The organism is Streptomyces sp. NPDC001406, from assembly GCF_042895285.1.
Lineage (GTDB): Bacteria > Actinomycetota > Actinomycetes > Streptomycetales > Streptomycetaceae > Streptomyces.
Map to the genome: position 1 here is coordinate 167,056 of NZ_JBIAWG010000002.1, position 17,971 is coordinate 185,026.

At 71.9% G+C, this 17,971-nt stretch carries 14 protein-coding genes; 10 read left to right on the forward strand and 4 right to left on the reverse strand.

Going from position 1 to position 17,971, the window contains the following annotated elements; genetic code table 11:
• Positions 1 to 2: 2 nt before the first annotated feature.
• The 3 genes from scpA to ACFY1J_RS04855 all read right to left on the reverse strand — a co-directional run bounded on the left by scpA (position 3) and on the right by ACFY1J_RS04855 (position 4,621).
• The gene (scpA, locus tag ACFY1J_RS04845; RefSeq protein WP_390707466.1) at positions 3 to 2,177 is read right to left on the reverse strand and encodes a methylmalonyl-CoA mutase; all 2,175 of its coding nucleotides are present in this window, start codon (positions 2,175 to 2,177) and stop codon (positions 3 to 5) included.
• Positions 2,177 to 3,985 (reverse strand): methylmalonyl-CoA mutase family protein, encoded by a 1,809-nt coding sequence (locus ACFY1J_RS04850; RefSeq protein ID WP_390707465.1) that lies wholly within the window; start codon positions 3,983 to 3,985, stop codon positions 2,177 to 2,179. Before ACFY1J_RS04850 ends, scpA begins: the two co-directional genes overlap by 1 nt.
• Positions 3,986 to 4,123: 138 nt before the next feature.
• The gene (locus ACFY1J_RS04855; RefSeq protein ID WP_390707464.1) at positions 4,124 to 4,621 is read right to left on the reverse strand and encodes a MarR family winged helix-turn-helix transcriptional regulator; all 498 of its coding nucleotides are present in this window, start codon (positions 4,619 to 4,621) and stop codon (positions 4,124 to 4,126) included.
• 111 nt (positions 4,622 to 4,732) lie between these two features.
• Here ACFY1J_RS04855 and ACFY1J_RS04860 point away from each other — a divergent pair, with 111 nt between their 5' ends.
• Positions 4,733 to 5,248, forward strand: coding sequence for a YceI family protein (locus ACFY1J_RS04860; RefSeq protein ID WP_390707463.1), 516 nt, complete (start codon positions 4,733 to 4,735; stop codon positions 5,246 to 5,248).
• Between the two features lie 213 nt (positions 5,249 to 5,461).
• Here the strand turns inward: ACFY1J_RS04860 and ACFY1J_RS04865 are convergent, their stop codons facing one another.
• Entirely contained in the window at positions 5,462 to 7,204 is a 1,743-nt protein-coding gene (locus ACFY1J_RS04865) for a hypothetical protein (protein WP_390707462.1), read from the reverse strand.
• A 198-nt stretch (positions 7,205 to 7,402) separates the two neighbouring features.
• Between ACFY1J_RS04865 and ACFY1J_RS04870 the strand changes: the two genes are divergently transcribed.
• The 9 genes from ACFY1J_RS04870 (at position 7,403) to ACFY1J_RS04910 (ending at position 17,971) form a co-directional block, all read left to right on the forward strand.
• Entirely contained in the window at positions 7,403 to 7,822 is a 420-nt protein-coding gene (locus tag ACFY1J_RS04870; protein ID WP_390707461.1) for a cell division protein SepF, read from the forward strand.
• A 75-nt stretch (positions 7,823 to 7,897) separates the two neighbouring features.
• On the forward strand, positions 7,898 to 9,166 hold the full coding sequence (locus ACFY1J_RS04875) for an ATP-binding protein (RefSeq protein WP_390707460.1): 1,269 nt from the start codon (positions 7,898 to 7,900) through the stop codon (positions 9,164 to 9,166).
• Complete coding sequence (locus tag ACFY1J_RS04880; protein ID WP_390730600.1) at positions 9,163 to 9,504, forward strand: nucleotide pyrophosphohydrolase; 342 nt, start codon at positions 9,163 to 9,165, stop codon at positions 9,502 to 9,504. The genes ACFY1J_RS04875 and ACFY1J_RS04880 overlap by 4 nt, the downstream gene beginning before the upstream one ends.
• A gap of 177 nt (positions 9,505 to 9,681) precedes the next feature.
• Entirely contained in the window at positions 9,682 to 10,152 is a 471-nt protein-coding gene (locus ACFY1J_RS04885; protein ID WP_390707459.1) for a DUF6099 family protein, read from the forward strand.
• Between the two features lie 79 nt (positions 10,153 to 10,231).
• Entirely contained in the window at positions 10,232 to 11,164 is a 933-nt protein-coding gene (locus ACFY1J_RS04890; RefSeq protein ID WP_390707458.1) for an LLM class F420-dependent oxidoreductase, read from the forward strand.
• Positions 11,165 to 11,283: 119 nt separating this feature from the next.
• Positions 11,284 to 12,753: a 3' terminal RNA ribose 2'-O-methyltransferase Hen1 gene (locus tag ACFY1J_RS04895; protein ID WP_390707457.1), complete on the forward strand. Its 1,470-nt coding sequence runs from the start codon at positions 11,284 to 11,286 to the stop codon at positions 12,751 to 12,753.
• On the forward strand, positions 12,750 to 15,350 hold the full coding sequence (locus tag ACFY1J_RS04900) for a polynucleotide kinase-phosphatase (protein ID WP_390707456.1): 2,601 nt from the start codon (positions 12,750 to 12,752) through the stop codon (positions 15,348 to 15,350). Before ACFY1J_RS04895 ends, ACFY1J_RS04900 begins: the two co-directional genes overlap by 4 nt.
• A 198-nt stretch (positions 15,351 to 15,548) precedes the next feature.
• Positions 15,549 to 17,432: a RiPP maturation radical SAM C-methyltransferase gene (locus ACFY1J_RS04905; protein ID WP_390730601.1), complete on the forward strand. Its 1,884-nt coding sequence runs from the start codon at positions 15,549 to 15,551 to the stop codon at positions 17,430 to 17,432.
• The gene (locus ACFY1J_RS04910; protein WP_390730602.1) at positions 17,429 to 17,971 is read left to right on the forward strand and encodes a DUF5825 family protein; all 543 of its coding nucleotides are present in this window, start codon (positions 17,429 to 17,431) and stop codon (positions 17,969 to 17,971) included. Before ACFY1J_RS04905 ends, ACFY1J_RS04910 begins: the two co-directional genes overlap by 4 nt.

The following is a 17,971-nucleotide window of genomic DNA, read 5'->3' on the forward strand; positions in this document are numbered from 1 at the left end:
CTCTACAGATCGTGGCCGAGATCGGCCGACAGCCGCTTCACCAGGTCGTACGCCGCGTCCGGGATCACCGTCCCGGGCGGGAACACGGCCGTGGCGCCCATCTCCAGGAGCGTCGGCACGTCCTGCGGCGGAATCACCCCGCCGACCACGATCATGATGTCCTCCCGGCCCTCCTCGGCGAGCGCCTCGCGCAGCGCCGGTACGAGGGTGAGGTGACCGGCGGCCAGCGAGGACACGCCGACCACATGGACGTCCGCCTCGACCGCCTGGCGGGCGACCTCCTCCGGGGTCTGGAACAGCGGGCCGACGTCGACGTCGAAGCCGAGGTCGGCGAAGCCGGTGGCGATCACCTTCTGGCCGCGGTCGTGTCCGTCCTGGCCCATCTTGGCGACCAGGATGCGCGGTCGGCGTCCCTCGGCCTCCTCGAAGGCGTCCACCAGGGCGCGGGTGCGGTCCACGGACGGGGACTGGCCGGTTTCGTTGCGGTACACGCCGGAGATCGTACGGATCTGGCTCGCGTGCCGGCCGTACACCTTCTCCAGGGCGTCGGAGATCTCGCCGACGGTGGCCTTGGCGCGGGCCGCGCGCACCGCCAGCTCCAGCAGGTTGCCCTCGCCGTCCGCGGCCCGGGTCAGCGCGTCCAGCGCGTCCCGGCACGCGGTCTCGTCCCGCTCCGCGCGCAGCCGCCGCAGCTTCTCGATCTGCTGGGCGCGCACGGAGGAGTTGTCGACCTTGAGGACCTCGATCGCCTCGTCGTTCTCGACGCGGTACTTGTTGACGCCGATCACCGGCTGGCGGCCGGAGTCGATGCGGGCCTGTGTGCGCGCGGCCGCCTCCTCCACGCGCAGCTTCGGGATACCGGCGTCGATGGCCTGCGCCATACCGCCGGCCAGCTCGACCTCCTGGATGTGCGCCCAGGCCTTGCGGGCGAGGTCGTACGTCAGCTTCTCCACGTAGGCGCTGCCGCCCCACGGGTCGATGACCCGGGTCGTGCCGGACTCCTGCTGGATGAGCAGCTGGGTGTTGCGGGCGATGCGCGCCGAGAAGTCGGTCGGCAGGGCCAGGGCCTCGTCGAGGGCGTTGGTGTGCAGCGACTGGGTGTGGCCCTGGGTCGCGGCCATGGCCTCGACACAGGTGCGCGTGACGTTGTTGAACACGTCCTGTGCGGTCAGCGACCAGCCCGAGGTCTGCGAATGGGTGCGCAGGGACAGGGACTTGGTGTTCTTGGGCTCGAACTGGGAGACCAGCTTGGCCCACAGCAGCCGGGCCGCCCGCAACTTCGCGATCTCCATGAAGAAGTTCATGCCGATCGCCCAGAAGAACGAGAGCCGGGGCGCGAACGCGTCCACGTCCAGGCCCGCCTCGCGGCCCGCCCGGATGTACTCCACACCGTCCGCGAGCGTGTACGCCAGCTCCAGGTCGGCCGTCGCACCCGCCTCCTGGATGTGGTAGCCGGAGATGGAGATGGAGTTGTAGCGGGGCATCCGCTGCGAGGTGTACGCGAAGATGTCGGAGATGATCCGCATCGACGGCTTCGGCGGGTAGATGTAGGTGTTGCGGACCATGAACTCCTTCAGAATGTCGTTCTGAATGGTTCCGGCCAGCTTCTCGGGCGGTACGCCCTGTTCCTCCGCCGCCACGATGTACAGCGCCAGCACCGGCAGTACGGCGCCGTTCATCGTCATCGACACGGTCATCCTGTCCAGCGGAATCCCGTCGAACAGCTGCCGCATGTCGTAGATCGAGTCGATCGCCACGCCCGCCATGCCGACGTCACCGGTCACGCGCGGGTGGTCGCTGTCGTAACCCCGGTGCGTGGGCAGGTCGAAGGCGACCGACAGGCCCTTCTGACCGGCCGCCAGGTTGCGCCGGTAGAAGGCGTTGGACTCCTCTGCGGTGGAGAAGCCCGCGTACTGGCGGATCGTCCAGGGCTGGTTGACGTACATCGTCGGGTACGGGCCGCGCAGATACGGCGCGATGCCCGGGTAGGTGCCCAGGAAGTCCAGGCCCTCCAGGTCACGGCCGGTGTAGAGCGGCTTGACGCCGATGCCCTCCGGGGTCTCCCAGAGCGCCTCCTCGGCGCCGGTCGCCCGCTTGACGGCCGTACGCCACTCCTCGGCACCGCCGTCGGCGACCGGCGTCCCCAGCTCGATCCCGGAGAAGTCGGGGATTCCCATCAGGACACTCCCATGCGGTCGAGGGTCGCGGACAGCGTGGCGACGGCGTCGCAGCCCGCGAAGACGTACGAGTCGATGTCCGCGTACTCGGCGGGGCGGCCCGCGAGGAACACGTGCCGGGCGCCCGCCGCCTTCAGGGACCGGGCCAGTTGCTCTGCCTGCTCCTCGTACAGCGCGTCGCTGGAGCACAGCACGGCCTCGGTGGCGCCGCTGTCCTCGAAGCCGCCCTCGGTGACCGGCTCGATGCCGCCCGCCTGGAAGAGGTTGGCGGCGAACGTCGAGCGCGCGGTGTACGCGGCGGCCGAGCCGATCGTGGCGAGGAAGACCCGGGGGCGGGAGCCGGTCGCCGCGAGGTGGGCGTCGGAGCGGGCGCGCAGCTCCTCGTACGCCTCGTCGCGGCGCACGCGCGGCAGCCCGCCGGAGGGCCCCTCGGGAGCGGGTTCGCGCTCCACGGGCTTCTCGGCCAGGAACGGGAACTCGCTGACACCGGTGATGGGTTCACGCCGCTTGGCGAGCTTCTTGGAGCGCTCCGCCCAGGTCGTGGCCAGGTCCGTACGGATCCGGCCCGAGCGCAGCACGGCCGCCTGGCCGCCGTCGCGCTCGATCGACCGGAAGAACTCCCAGCCCGCGCGGGCGATTTCGTCGGTGAGCGACTCCACGTACCAGGAGCCGCCCGCCGGGTCGATGACCCGCGCCAGGTGGGACTCCTCGACCAGGATCGTCGACGTGTTGCGGGCGATCCGGCGGGCGAACGCGTCCGGCAGACCGAGCGCGTGGTCGAACGGCAGTACGGTGACGGAGTCGGCCCCGCCCACCCCGGCCGCGAGCGTCGCGACCGTCGCGCGCAGCATGTTCACCCACGGGTCGCGGCGGGTCATCATCACCGGCGAGGTCACCGCGTGCTGCACCTGCGCGCCCGCGCCGGGCGCCCCGCACACCTCGGCGACCCGCGCCCACAGCCGGCGGGCCGCGCGCAGCTTGGCGACCGTCAGGAACTGGTCGGCGGTGGCCGCGAAGCGGAACTCCAGCTGTGCCAGGGCCTGTTCGGCCGTGAGGCCCGCCTCGGTCAGCTCACGCAGATAGGCCACACCGGTGGCCAGGGAGGCGCCCAGCTCCTGCGCGGCCGAGCCGCCGGCCTCGTGGTACGGCAGCGCGTCCACGGTCAGCGCGCGCAGCCCCGGCCAGGTCTCGGCGCACCGCGCGGCGAGGGCGGCGACCGGCGCGAAGTCCAGCGAGGTGCCGGTGCGGGCCTCGAGGCCGAGCGGGTCGGCGCCCAGGTTGCCGCGCACCGCCTTCGGGTCGACGCCCCGCTCCTCGTAGAGCCGCAGCAGTTCCACCGCGGCGGCCTCGACGTCACGTCCGGCGTCGAGCACCACCGGGGCCAGGTCGAGATAGACACCGTCGAGCGCGCGGGCGAGGCCGGAGACCGGGATGCCGCCCCGGCCCACGAGCAGCCACAGCGAGGTGACGCCGTTCTCCAGGTCGGTCAGGATCGCGCCGTCCTCGGCCGCCGCGTGCCGCTGCCGTACGTCCCAGCCGCCCGCGGTGCTGCCTTCGGAGCGGCCGCCGCGCACGAAGGGCGCGAAGCCGGGCAGGCCGGGGTCGGGCGCGGTGTCGCGCGCGGTGTACAGGGGACGGGTGCGCAGCCCGTCCTCCAGCGTCGTGGACAGAGCGTCCTCAGCTGCCGCGCCCGAGACTTCCTTGCCCGACTTGCGCAGCACACCCTCGACCAGGGCTTGCCACTGCTCGTGTGTCGCGTCAGGGAACTCGGCGGCCAGTGAGAGCCCGTCGTCAGGCAGGACCGTCATGCTCGGATGCTAGGGCAGGCCGCTCAAATGGCAGCGGCGCGGGGGCTGTGACGTTTCCCTCCTCGCGGTTGTGACCTGTGCCTCTCCGGTGCCGTACGCCCGCTTTCGTACCGTCAGCAGGGGTTGTGCGCGGGGCCGTCAGCAGGTCCCGTCGGCGAGGCCGGGCAGCAGTCCGCTCACCGCGTCGCGCTGCTCGGGTCCGACGAACTCGGCGAGCGCCTCCTTGACCGTCGCGGCGAGCAGTCCGGAGGTTTCCTTCAGCAGCCGCCGGGCCTTCTCGGTGAGGGTGACCTGGACGCCCCGCTTGTCGCCGCAGACCGTTTGGCGGGTGACCAGGCCGGCGTGCTGGAGGCAGGCGATCTGGTACGTGAGCCGGGTCTTCGGGCGGCCCAGGAGGTCGGCGATCCGGGTCATGCGCAGGCCGTCCCGGGGGTGCTCGGCCAGCAGGCACAGGATGAGGAATTCGTCGTGGGAGACGTCGAGGTTCTCCTTCACCGCGGAGCGCAGCCGCTGCTCCACCGCCCCGGTCGCGGCCAGCAGGAGCATCCAGGCGCGCAGCTCTCCGGGGAGCAGCCCATTGCCCTCCCGGGCACAGCATTCGGGCTGGTCGGCGGGGTGCTCGTCGGGGGCGGCCATGGTTCGAGTCTACCTGTTGTCCAAATTTGGATGATGGGCTAGCGTGCAGTCATCCAAATTTGAACCACTCGCACGCATCGCCACTCGGATGCATCACTTGGGAGTACGACCATGACCGTCGCCGTGGAAACAGGTGTCTGGCAGCTCGACCCGACCGCCACCACCGTGGCCCTGAGCCACAAGACCTTCTGGGGCCTGGGGGCCGTGAAGGGCACCTTCGCCGCCGTCGCCGGTCAGGGCGAGGTCCGGCCCGACGGGTCCGCCACGGGCACCGTGACCCTGGACGTCGCCTCGCTGGACACCAAGCACGCCAAGCGCGACACCCATCTGCGCTCGGCCGACTTCTTCGACGCCGACCACCACCCGGAGATCACCTTCGCCGTCCGCGGCGCCGAACTGCGCGACGGCGACACGGCACACGTCAACGGCCAGCTCACCGTCCGCGGCATCAGCCGCCCGCAGTCCCTCACCGCACGCGTCACCGCGGCGACCGCCGACGCGCTCACACTGGAGACCGAGTTCACCGTGGACCGCGCCGAGTTCGGCATGACCTGGAACCAACTGGGGATGATCCGCGGCCTGGCGACGGTGACGGCCACGCTGCGGTTCACGCGCGCGGGGGCCTGATCGGTCCGGTGGCTGGTCGGCGTCCAGGGGGACGCCGTGGGGGGCGCGCCGGCGCCGGGCTGCGGGGTGGCGGCTGCCGTGGGTCGGCTCGCGGTGCGTGGCATCAGTCGGCCGCGGATCGGCGTGGGCGGAATCAGCTGGGGGTGATCCGCGGCCTGGCGACGGTGACCGCCGCGCTGCGGTTCGCGCGCGCGGGAGTCTGAATCGGTCCGGTCAGCCTGCTTTGGCGGTGTTCTTGCGCAGTCGTATGTCCTGGCTGGACAGCGTCTGCGGGGACGCCGTGAAGGCGCGCAGCCGGATGCGGACGCTCGGTCGGGGGAGCGGGAACCTGCCCTTGGGCGGACGGAGTTCCACGCTTGCCGTGCCGTGGGCGGGAATCGTGGCCGGACCCCGCGCGAGCGACCAGTACTTGTTCATGCCCTGGCCCGTGGTGAGGGTGTAGTGCGGGGTGAGCGCGGCGTCGCCCGTGTTGACCACCCGCACGGTCAGCGCCGAGATCGCGTTCGCCGAGGCCCGGCGCACCGAGGCGACCTCCATCTGGAGCGGCGGCCTGCCCGACACCGCCAGCGCCGCGCACACCAGGGCCGGGGTGACCAGCAGGGCGATCGCCGCGGCCAGGGCAGTGCGGCGCCGGGGGCCGGTCAGCGGCCCCGGGCGCGGCTGCCAGGCGTTCTCGAACTCCGCGAGGGGCGCGGTGACCGCCGCGGCCAGCCACAGCGGGGTCATCATCAGGTAGTAGCCGTCCTGGGAACGGGTCGCCAGATAGAAGGCCAGCCAGGGCAGCACGGTCGCCGCCGGGCCCAGCCGCCGTACGAACAGGACGAACAGCGCGAGCAGGGCCGCCGCGAGGAGCATGCTCGCGTGCGAGTACCAGTCGAGCCGGTCACTGCCGTTGGTGAAATACAGCGAGATGTCCACCAGGCCCTGGCCGTGCAGCACCGCGCCCTGCGTCAGCGGCAGGGCGATCCCCGCCAGCCACGGGCCGGGCTCGGACACGATGAAGTACGTGTTGATCAGCAGCCACACCGTGACAGCGATCCCCACCACCCGCAGGACCACCAGCCCCGCCGCACGCCCGCCCAGCTCGCCGCGGCGCACCGCGTAGATCCCGGCCAGCAGGAACGGCGCGACGAACCAGGGAAGTTGCTGCGCCGCGCACGCGGCCCCCAGACACACGGCCCGCGCGATCCCGGCGGCACCGAGCCGCCCGCCCCTCCCGATCCGCGGCCAGCGCACCACCACCGGCACCAGCAGGGCCATGCCGAGGATCGCCGGATAGCCGAGCCGGGCGTACGACGGCAGGAACCCGAAGCCCAGACAGGCCATCGTGGCCGCCGACCGCCACGGCACCGGCAGCATCCGCCACATCACGACCGCGCCGACAACCAGCGCGCCGGTGCCGACCGCCGTCGCGGCCGCGCCCCCGTGCCCCAGCCACAGCAGCGGGGCGGCCAGCAGCGGGGCCAGCGGGGGATAGCCGTACGTGAAGTCGTACCCGCCGTTTATCGTCGGCGTGATGGCGACGCCCTTGCCGCTGAAGAGCCAGGGCCAGGGCTGTCCGTAGACGGTGTGCCCGGCGACCAGTTCCTTGGCGGCCTGGGTGGTGAGGACCGCCTCGTCGCCGCCGCTGTGGTTCAGCGCCCAGCCGCACAGGGTGAGCGCCACCGCGGTCACCAGGACCACCAGGTCCAGGCGGGCCAGCGAGCGTGCGCGGCGGACCGTCAGGGCCAGCACGCCGGTCACCAGGATCGAGGCGTAGCAGACGGAGATGACCGCCGCGAGGACGAGACGGTGGGTCGCCGCCTGTGTCCACACCGCACGCGTCCCGATGAACAGGCTCACATCGGCGAGGAGGGTGAGGACGCGATGCCACTGTGCCGGGAGCCCCGGGGCGGCGGACACCGCCGACTGCGTCCGCCGGCCGGGTGTCACCAGCTGTTTTTCTGCCAAGTGCACGACATCGGACCGTAATCGCGACCGGTGAGCGGGGGATCGCAGGAGGTGAAGAGTCCGGTGTGAGGGCGGTAAGAAGCGGGCTATTTCGCACAAGTGTCACAGGAGGTAACGGAAGGAAGGACCCCGTCGGTCGGGTCGCGCTTCGTGTCGCTGTTGGGCCGAACGGGTGACTTGGCGTAAGAATTGGCAGGTGCAGGCATGGAGTGCGAGTCAGTTCGGGGGGATCCGGTGAGCCGTTACGACGTCACCGATGAACAGTGGGAAGGGCTCGCGCAGGTCGTGCCGCTCCGGGGGCGCGACGCCTGGCCCTCCGCGGTGAGCCACCGCTCCCTCCCGGACGCGGAGACCGAGACCCGGCGGCGGTTCGTCGTCCTGCGGGTCAATGTCTTCGCGGACGCCCGCGAGGTGGCCGAGACGCTCATGGCGGGCGTGCCGGTCCTGCTCGACCTCTCCAGCGCGGAGACCGAGGTGGCCAAGCGCGTCCTCGACTTCAGCACCGGTGTCGTCTTCGGCCTGGGCAGCGGAATGCACCGCGTGGACCGGAACGTGTTCCTGCTCACCCCGCCCGGGACCGAGGTCAGCGGGCTCATGGAGGGCGCCGGGGTCTCCGGCACCTGAGGCCGGTCCCCCGTTCGTAGGAAGGTCCCGAAGCCGGAACGGTTCCCCTTCCACCGGGCCCCCTACGGTCCGGATATGACCGCACCCCCCACACCCGTCCCGCCGGAACGCGTCCCTCCGGACCGAGCACCCGGGCCCACCCCACCCGCCCCGAAGCGGGAGCAGGCCCCCGCCCCACCGCAGCCACCGCCCGCGCCGGCGGCCCTCGACGGCTCGGCCCGTAGGGACAGATGGGCGCGGCCGCGGGTCACCGAGCTGCGGCTGTCCGCGTTCGCGGGGCATCGGGGCGCCGGGCTTCCCGTCGGGGCGTTCACGCTCTTCGCCGGGCCCAGCGGGTGCGGCAAGTCGAGTGCGCTGCGGGCGTACGAGGCGCTCGCCCGGCTCGGCGGCGGCGCGCCGCTCGCCGCGGTGTTCCCGGACCCGGCGGCCTGTGTGCCCGAGCGGGCCCGGCCCGACCTGCAGCGTCGGCGCGGCTTCCGCATCGGCTGTACGACGGACGGTCCCGAGGGTCCGGTCCGGCTCGACGTCGCCGTACAGGCGGAGCCCGAACTGCGCATCGTCGGCGAGCGGCTGACCGCGGGTGGACTCGTCCTCCTGGAGACGGCGCTGCGCGACCCGGGCCGCCCCGCCGTACAGGCCGCCTGGCACACCGCGGGAGCCTCACCGGTGACACGCGCCCCGCTCCCCGACGACCGCCTCGGCACCGCTCTCCTCCCGCTGCGCGTGGCCGGCAAGACCGACGGCCAGCGCCAGGTGCTCGCCGCGGCCGAACAGACGGTGGTCGCCCTGCGCTCGGTCTTCGCCTGCGACCCGCGTCCCGACCGGATGCGCGAGGCCGTCCCGCTGGGCTCCGGACGCCTTCTGCCCGGCTGCGACAACCTCGCCGAGGTGCTGTGGCGCACCCGCTCCGAATGCGGGCGCCGGCACGCCCGACTCGTCGCCGCGGTGCACGCCGGATGCGCCGGACCCGTGGCCGACCTGGCCGCCGAACCGGTGGGCGACGGCACGGTACGGGCGCTGCTCGACCGGGGCGACGGGATCCGGACCGACCTCGGCCGGCTCGGGGACGGTGAGCTGAGATATCTCGCGCTGGCCTTGGTGCTGCTCACCGGCCCGGGCGTGCTGGACGTCGACACACCAGGCGAGGTCCCCGACGCCATGCGGGCTCTCACCGTCCTCGCCGACGGCTTCGACCGCGCGCTGGACGGCCGTCAGCGCACGGAACTGCTGCGGCTCGCCACCCGGATGTGCGGCCTCGGGCACATCCGCCTGGTGGGCGCGGTGAGCGACGCCTCGTGGGCCGCGGAGACCGAAGGAGTCACGGTGGTACACCTGAACCCGTGACGGAACACCTGGACGTGGCGAAACTGCAGCGCCGGCTGGCCGAGTTCGCGGCCGCGCGGAACTGGCAGCCGTACCACACCCCCAAGAACCTCGCGGCCGCCCTCAGCGTGGAGGCGTCCGAACTGGTCGAGATCTTCCAGTGGTTGACGCCCGAGGAGTCCGCGCGCGTCATGGACGACCCCGACACCGCGCACCGCGTCACGGACGAGGTGGCCGACGTGCTCGCCTACCTCCCGCAGCTGTGCGAGGTACTCGGCATCGAACCGCTGGCCGCCCTGGACGCCAAGATCGACCGGAACGAGCGGAGGTTTCCGGTACCGGGGGAGGGTGACGCGTAGGGAATCCTTGATTCCGAAATCACTCTCCGGAGTCAAAATGTCGCCCGAATCCGAATTGTTGTCCACAGATTTCCGTCTTCCTCTGGCTTTCTGTCTCAGCGCCACTCACTCTGGGTAGTGAACAAGGGAGTTCGGGCGGAGGCGTGCGCGAGCACGTCGGGCGGACGGGGACGGCCCATGGAAGCGATGCGACTCATCGTGACGAGCAGAAGCGCCCTGGCGGGAAGCGGCGACGCTCCTCAGATCCTGGCGGAGGTGTGGCAGGCCCAGGCCCTGGCCCAGGCGATCGGCAGCCGCCTGGCCGTCTCCGGCCCACCCGAACTGCGGGGCGAGGCACTGGGCCTGACCGAACTGGCGGGCCGCGGCTGCGGTGTCCTGGACGCACCGCAGCTCGACCCGGGCGACCTGCGCGCCGCCCAGCTCACCGAACTGGACGACGCCCGCGCGACCCTTCTCGGCCTGGGCGGCCTCCTCGGCGAGGTCGGCATCGCCCTCGTCGGCATGGCCAGCTCGGCGGACGACCAGGCGAGGTACTGGCAGTGCATGGAGGCGATCGACGCCGCGGACGAGTCCCGGGACCGCGTCCTGGAGATGCTGCGAAAGCTGGCGGCGCGCGAGGAGGCACTACCGGAGAAGGAGCCGGGTTGAGGGCGGCAGCCTCGCCACCAGGCAAGGGGCGCGTGGTGCCGATGGGGTTGGCGGAGCCGTCGGCGTGCAGGATGGATGTATGGACCTTCGAATTTTCACCGAGCCCCAGCAAGGGGCGACCTACGACACCTTGCTCGCCGTGGCGAAGGCCACCGAGGACCTCGGGTTCGATGCCTTCTTCCGGTCGGACCACTACCTCCGGATGGGCGACGTGGACGGCCTCCCCGGACCCACCGACGCCTGGATCACGCTGGCCGGTCTGGCCCGTGAGACCAAGCGGATCCGCCTCGGCACCCTGATGACCGCCGCCACCTTCCGGCTGCCCGGCGTGCTCGCCATCCAGGTGGCCCAGGTCGACCAGATGTCCGGCGGCCGGGTCGAACTCGGCCTGGGCGCGGGCTGGTTCGAGGAGGAGCACAAGGCGTACGGCATCCCCTTCCCGAAGGACAAGTTCGCCCGCCTGGAGGAGCAGCTGGCGATCGTCACCGGTCTGTGGGCGACCGAGGCCGGCAAGAGCTTCGACTTCCACGGCACGCACTACGACCTCACCGAGTCGCCCGCGCTGCCCAAGCCCGCCCAGGCCAAGATCCCGGTCCTGATCGGCGGCCACGGCGCCACCCGCACCCCGCGGCTGGCCGCGCAGTACGCGGACGAGTTCAACATGCCGTTCGCCTCGATCGAGGACAGCGAGCGGCAGTTCGGGCGGGTGCGCGCCGCGGCGGAGGCCGAGGGGCGTAGGGCCGACGACCTGACCTACTCCAACGCCCTCGTCGTCTGCGTCGGCAGGGACGACCAGGAGGTCGCCCGCCGGGCCGCCGCGATCGGCCGCGAGGTCGACGAGCTGAAGACCAACGGTCTGGCCGGCTCCCCGGCCGAGGTGGTCGACAAGATCGGCCGGTACGCCGCGATCGGCTCGCAGCGCATCTACCTCCAGGTCCTCGACCTCACGGACCTGGACCACCTGGAGCTGATCTCCTCTCAGGTCCAGTCGCAGCTGGCGCAGGAGTCGTAGGAGTAAGGGACGTAGGCGTACGACGACCGGCCGTCGAGGGCATCACGACGGTCGGTCGTCGGGCCGCTACCGTATGAAAACCGCTGGTCACCGGCGCCCTGGCCAGGGAGACTCAGGGCATGTTCCTGACCATCGGCACCACCGGCACCCCGGAGCGCCCCGCCACCGACCTCGGCTTTCTGCTGCACAAGCATCCCGAGAAGGCGCAGGCGTTCTCCACCTCCTACGGCAAGGCGCACGTCCTCTACCCAGAGGCGGACGCGGAACGCTGCACGGCGGCGCTCCTGCTGGAGGTGGATGCCGTGGCGCTGGTGCGGCGGGGCAAGGGCAAGGGCCGGGGCGGAGCGCCCGACGCGGCGCTCGCGCAGTATGTGAACGACCGCCCGTACGCCGCCTCCTCGCTGCTCGCCGTGGCGCTGAGAAGCGTCTTCTCCAGCGCGATGCGGGGCGTGTGCACCGCCCGCCCGGAGCGTGCCACGCAGCCGCTGCCGCTGCGCGTCGAGGTGCCCGCGCTGCCCGCCCGCGGCGGCCCCGACCTCGTACGCCGCCTCTTCGAGCCGCTCGGCTGGGCGGTGACCGTCGAGCCGGTGGCCCTGGACACCGCGTTCCCGCAGTGGGGCGACTCGCGCTATGTGCGGCTCGTCCTGGAGTCGGAGGCGCTGACCCTCGCCGAGGCGCTGCGGCACCTGTATGTGCTGCTGCCGGTCCTCGACGACGCCAAGCACTACTGGGTCGCCTCCGACGAGGTCGACAAGCTGCTGCGGGCCGGGGAGGGCTGGCTGCCCGGCCACCCGGAGCAGAAGCTCATCACCAGCCGCTATCTCTCCCGCCGCTGGTCGCTCACCCGGCAGGCGATGGAGCGCCTGGAACTGGTACGCCTTGCGGAGGCGGACGACAGCGAGGTCGAGGAGATCGACAACGCCGTCGAGGACGAGAGCGAGGCGGAGGAGAAGCCGACCCCGCTCGCCGTGCAGCGCCGGGACGCGATCATTGCCGCACTCGGCGAGTCGGGCGCCGCCCGGGTCCTCGACCTCGGGTGCGGACAGGGCCAGTTGGTGCAGGCGCTGCTCAAGGACCCCCGGTTCACCGAGATCGTCGGCGTCGACGTGTCGATGCGGGCCCTCACCATCGCCGGACGGCGGCTGAAGCTGGACCGGATGGGAGAGCGGCAGGCCTCGCGCGTCACGCTCCAGCAGGGTTCGCTCGCCTACACCGACAGCCGGCTCAAGGGCTACGACGCCGCCGTGCTCAGCGAGGTCATCGAGCACCTCGACCTGCCCCGGCTGCCCGCCCTGGAGTACGCGGTGTTCGGCGCGGCCCGCCCGCGCACGGTCCTCGTGACGACCCCGAACGTCGAGTACAACGTCCGCTGGGAGTCCCTGCCGGCCGGGCACGTCCGGCACGGCGACCACCGCTTCGAGTGGACCCGCGAGGAGTTCCGCACCTGGGCGGGGACGGTGGCCGAACGGCACGGCTACGACGTGGAGTTCCGGCCCGTCGGGCCCGACGACCCCGAAGTGGGCCCGCCCACGCAGATGGCCGTGTTCAGCATCAGGACCACGAACGAGAAGGAGGCGAAGGCAGCATGACAGAGACACGCAAGGTGCGGGTGCTCCCCGTCACCGACCTCTCCCTCGTGGTGCTCGTCGGTGCCTCCGGCTCGGGCAAGTCCACCTTCGCCCGCCGGCACTTCAAGCCCACCGAGATCATCTCCTCGGACTTCTGCCGCGGTCTGGTCTCCGACGACGAGAACGACCAGAGCGCGACGAGGGACGCCTTCGACGTCCTGCACTACATCGCCGGCAAGCGGCTCGCCGCCGGCCGCCGTACTGTCGTCGACGCCACCAGCGTGCAGCAGGACAGCCGGCGCCAGCTGATCGAACTGGCGAGGAAGTACGACGTGCTGCCCATCGCCATCGTGCTCGACGTCCCCGAGGAGGTGTGCGCCGAGCGCAACGCGGCCCGCACCGACCGGGCGGACATGCCGCGCCGGGTGATCCAGCGGCACATCCGTGAACTCCGGCGTTCCGTCAGGCACTTGGAGCGCGAGGGCTTTCGCAAGGTGCACATCCTGCGCGGGGTCGAGGAGGCCGACGGCGCCACCGTCGTCACCGAGAAGCGCTTCAACGACCTGAGCCACCTCACCGGCCCCTTCGACATCGTCGGCGACATCCACGGCTGCGCGTCCGAACTGGAGTCGCTGCTGGCCAAGTTGGGCTACAGCGACGGCGTGCACCCCGAGGGCCGTACGGCCGTCTTCGTCGGCGACCTCGTCGACCGCGGCCCGGACACCCCCGGCGTGCTGCGCCGTGTGATGTCCATGGTCGCGTCGGGCAACGCGCTGTGCGTGCCCGGCAACCACGAGAACAAGTACGGCCGTTACCTCAAGGGCCGCAAGGTGCAGCACACCCACGGGCTCGCCGAGACCATCGAGCAGATGGAGGGCGAGAGCGAGGAGTTCAAGGCGCAGGTCCGGGAGTTCCTCGACGGCCTCGTCAGCCACTACGTCCTCGACGGCGGCCGGCTCGTCGTCTGCCACGCGGGTCTGCCGGAGCGGTATCACGGGCGGACGTCCGGCCGGGTGCGCTCGCACGCGCTGTACGGCGACACGACGGGGGAGACGGACGAGTTCGGGCTGCCGGTGCGCTACCCGTGGGCCGAGGACTACCGGGGCCGGGCGGCCGTGGTCTACGGCCACACCCCGGTGCCGGAGGCCACGTGGCTCAACAACACCATCTGCCTGGACACCGGCGCCGTCTTCGGCGGCAAGCTCACCGCGCTGCGCTGGCCGGAGCGGCAGCTGGTCGACGTACCGGCCGAGCGGGTCTGGTACGAGCCGGCCAAGCCGCTGCGCAGCGAGGCGCCCGGCGGGCACGACGGGCGGCCGCTGGACCTGGCGGACGTACACGGCCGAAGGGTCGTGGAGACACGGCACGCGGGCCGGGTCGCGGTCCGCGAGGAGAACGCGGCGGCGGCCCTGGAGGTCATGAGCCGCTTCGCGATCGACCCGCGCCTGCTGCCGTACCTCCCGCCGACCATGGCACCGACGGCCACGAGTCACTTCGAGGCCCGCGGCGGAGCCGCTGATGGACACTTCCTGGAGCACCCGGCGGAGGCCTTCGCGCAGTACGCGCAGGACGGCGTCGCCCGGGTCGTGTGCGAGGAGAAGCACATGGGCTCGCGGGCGGTGGCCCTGGTGTGCCGGGACGCCGAGGCGGCGCGCAAGCGGTTCGGCGTTGGGGGCACCTCCCGCTCGAGCGAAGCCGAGAGTGGGGGAGGGCCCACCGGGTCGCTCTACACCCGCACCGGCCGGCCCTTCTTCGACGACGAGGCCGTGACCGAGGAGATCCTCGGACGCGTCCGCTCGGCGATCGGGGAGGCGGGCCTGTGGGACGAACTCGACACCGATTGGCTGCTGCTCGACGCCGAGCTGATGCCATGGTCGCTGAAGGCGTCCGGGCTGCTGCGCTCGCAGTACGCGGCCGTGGGCGCCGCCTCCGGCGCGGTGTTCCCGGGCGTGCTGGCCGCCCTGGAAGGCGCGGCGGCACGTGGTGTGGACGTGACCGGGCTGCTTTCCCGGCAGCGCGAGCGGGCCGCCGACGCGGCCTCGTTCACGGACGCGTACCGCCGCTACTGCTGGACCACGGACGGCCTGGACGGGGTGCGCCTCGCCCCGTTCCAGATCCTGGCCGTGCAGGGGCGCAGCCTGGCCGCGCTGCCGCACGACGAGCAGCTCGCGCTGATCGACCGGCTCGTCGAGCACGACGGGACCGGGCTGCTGCAGACCACCCGGCGGCTGTACGTCGACACCGGCGACCCGGAGTCGGTGCGGGCGGGTGTCGACTGGTGGCTGGAGATGACCGGCCGGGGCGGCGAGGGCATGGTCGTCAAGCCGGTCGGCGCGGTGGTGCGCAGCGACGAGGGCCGTCTGGTCCAGCCGGGCATCAAGTGCCGGGGCCGCGAGTACCTGCGGATCATCTACGGCCCCGAGTACACCCGGCCGGACAACCTGGACCGGCTGCGCAAGCGGTTCCTCAACCACAAGCGGTCACTGGCGATCCGCGAGTACGCGCTGGGGCTGGAGGCCCTGGACCGGCTGGCGGAGGGCGAGCCGCTGTGGCGGGTGCACGAGGCCGTGTTCGGGGTACTGGCGCTGGAGTCGGAGCCGGTGGACCCGCGCTTGTGAACCGTCCCTCCCCCCACGCCCTTGTGCCTCACACGTATGTGTCCATATGGTGAAACGCCTTGCGACGTACGTGTGTTCGGACACCGGAGGGAGTGAGGGACATGGAGATCAAGAAGGTCGTGGTCCGCGAGGACCAGAGCACCAGCCGTCGGCCGGCGATCCTGGAGAAGCGGCCGACCCGCTGACCGAAGGGGCGGCATGCGCGTTCACCTGGTGACGATGCCCTGGCATCCGATCGACCTCCCCTCGCTGCAGGTGGGCCTGCTGCACCGACTGGTGCGGCAGGCCCGCCCGGCCGACGAGGTGACCGAGTTCCACGGCTCCCTGCGCTGGGCCGAGTTCCTCCTGGAGCACTCCGGAGGGCGGCTGCGTCCGGGCGACTATGTGGCGGTCGGCAGCGACTCGATATTCCACGGCCTCGGCGACTGGGTGTTCTCGGGCGTCCTGTACGACGACCCCGACTGGGGCTCGGCCCGGCTGCGCGCCTACGCGGCGGACCGGGACGTCTTCATCGACACCGCCCTCGACATGCGGCCGTACGCGGCCGGGTTCATCGACGAGTGCGCCGCCGAGGTGCTCGCGGCGGAGCCCGACGTCGTCGGGTTCACCACCACGTTCATGCAGAACGTGTCCTCCCTGGCGCTGGCCCGGGAGCTCAAGCGCCGCCGCCCGGAGCTGACCGTCGTCTTCGGCGGCAGCAACTGCGACGGCCCCATGGGCCACGCCCTGCACCGCAACCACCGGTTCGTGGACCATGTGGTGCGCGGCGAGGGGGAGTACGCCTTACCGGCGCTCCTGCGGCATGTGGATGCGGGCACCCCGCCCGTGGACGTCCCCGGCCTGTGCTGGTGGGACGGAGACATATCCCGGGCCAACACCGAGACCCGGCGCACGGTGGTGCCCGCCGACATACCCTCGCCCGACTACGACCAGTGGCAGGCCGCCCTGGAGGCCTCGCCGGTGCTGGAGTACGTCCACCCCAAGCTGGTGGTCGAGGGGGCCCGGGGCTGCTGGTGGGGGGAGAAGCACCACTGCACGTTCTGCGGGCTCAACGGCTCGTCCATGGCCTTCCGCGCCAAGCCGGGCGAGCGGCTGTGGGAAGAGATCGACCGCCTCGTACGACGGCACCGCATCCTCGACATCGTCACCGTCGACAACATCATCGACATGGCCTACTTCCGGGACTTCCTCCCGCGTGTCGTCGACAGCGGCTGGGACCTGCGGCTGCACTACGAGGTCAAGTCCAACCTCACCCCCGACCAGCTCCGCCTCCTCGGCCGCTCGGGCACCGTGCACATCCAGCCCGGCATCGAGAGCCTCGGCAGCCGGGTGCTCGACCTCATGGACAAGGGTGTGAGCGGCGCCCGCAACATCCGCACCCTCCGCGAGTGCGAGAACCACGCGCTCACCTGCTCCTGGAACCTCCTGTACGGCTTTTCCGGCGAGACCGCCGAGGACTACGCCCATGTCGTCGACCAGCTCCCGGCACTCGTCCATCTGCAACCGCCCAGCGGCGCCCACCGCATCCAACTGGAGCGGTTCAGCCCGCACTTCACCGACCCGGGCCTGGGCTTCGGCAAGCGGCGCCCGGCCGCGATGTACCAGCATGTCTACGACCTGCCCGAGGACGAACTGACCGACCTCGTCTACCTGTTCGACACGGAGGACGCGGGCATCGGGGGCGAGACGGAGAACCGGCTCAAGGCGGCCGTGGCGCAGTGGCGCGCCGGACATCACACCTCGCGGCTGCTGTTCGAGGAGGCCGAGGCAGAAGGGGCAGAAGAGGCAGACGCGGCCGCCCTCCTCGTACACGACCGGCGGCAGGGCCGGGCGCCGGCCACCCACCGGTTCACCGGCTGGGCGGCGGCCGCGCTGCGCCGCCTGGAGGACGGGCGCACCGAGTCCGCACTGCACCGGCTGCTGACGGAGGACGGCCACTGCGTCAGCCCCGAAGCCCTGCACGAGTGGCTCCAACACGCCTTCGCCCTCGGCCTGTTGTTCCGTGACGGCCCGACCTATGTCTCCCTGCCCACCTGGGACGAGACGGTCCGCATGGCCGACGGGGCGGGGGTCGCCGGATGACCGGGCCACCCGCCGCCGTCCCGCATCGGGTCACCGGCCGCCGGGTCGAGGTGACCGAGCCGCTCCGCCTGGGCGCGGGCGGGCAACGCACCGCGCTGGCGGTCCAGTTCCTGCGCGAGTGCCAGAGCCTCGGACTCCGGGTGAGCTGGACGGCGGCCGACGGGGAGGCGCCGTACGACATCGGGCTCCTGCGCCATCTGCCCCCGCCCGCTCAAGTGTCCGATGAGCCGGGTGAGTTGAAAGAGTGGCGGGCGGGGTATGCGTACGGGATGCTCTACCACCGTCGTGGCCCGGACTTCGTCGCCGTCATGGACCGCAGGGAGCCGGGCACCGCCGTACGGCTCACCCTCGACCACCCCGATCTGCTCTCCGCCTTCCACACCCTGCTGAACCCCACGCCCCTGCACGAGCTGGACCCCGGCCCGCGCGAGGCCGCGGGACTGCTGGCCGCCGAGCGGCTGGCCCTGGTCACCGACGGATGGGCGGTGGCCCTGCCGCCGCGCATCAGCCGCTGGCCCGTGCCCTGCACGGGGATCTGA

Coding starts and splice junctions, on each gene's coding strand:
- scpA (WP_390707466.1), bottom strand. CDS start 2,177: ATGGGAATCCCCGACTTCTCCGGGATCGAGCTGGGGACGCCGGTCGCC.
- ACFY1J_RS04850 (WP_390707465.1), bottom strand. CDS start 3,985: ATGACGGTCCTGCCTGACGACGGGCTCTCACTGGCCGCCGAGTTCCCT.
- ACFY1J_RS04855 (WP_390707464.1), bottom strand. CDS start 4,621: ATGGCCGCCCCCGACGAGCACCCCGCCGACCAGCCCGAATGCTGTGCC.
- ACFY1J_RS04860 (WP_390707463.1), top strand. CDS start 4,733: ATGACCGTCGCCGTGGAAACAGGTGTCTGGCAGCTCGACCCGACCGCC.
- ACFY1J_RS04870 (WP_390707461.1), top strand. CDS start 7,403: ATGGAGTGCGAGTCAGTTCGGGGGGATCCGGTGAGCCGTTACGACGTC.
- ACFY1J_RS04875 (WP_390707460.1), top strand. CDS start 7,898: ATGACCGCACCCCCCACACCCGTCCCGCCGGAACGCGTCCCTCCGGAC.
- ACFY1J_RS04885 (WP_390707459.1), top strand. CDS start 9,682: ATGGAAGCGATGCGACTCATCGTGACGAGCAGAAGCGCCCTGGCGGGA.
- ACFY1J_RS04890 (WP_390707458.1), top strand. CDS start 10,232: ATGGACCTTCGAATTTTCACCGAGCCCCAGCAAGGGGCGACCTACGAC.
- ACFY1J_RS04895 (WP_390707457.1), top strand. CDS start 11,284: ATGTTCCTGACCATCGGCACCACCGGCACCCCGGAGCGCCCCGCCACC.
- ACFY1J_RS04900 (WP_390707456.1), top strand. CDS start 12,750: ATGACAGAGACACGCAAGGTGCGGGTGCTCCCCGTCACCGACCTCTCC.
- ACFY1J_RS04905 (WP_390730601.1), top strand. CDS start 15,549: ATGCGCGTTCACCTGGTGACGATGCCCTGGCATCCGATCGACCTCCCC.
- ACFY1J_RS04910 (WP_390730602.1), top strand. CDS start 17,429: ATGACCGGGCCACCCGCCGCCGTCCCGCATCGGGTCACCGGCCGCCGG.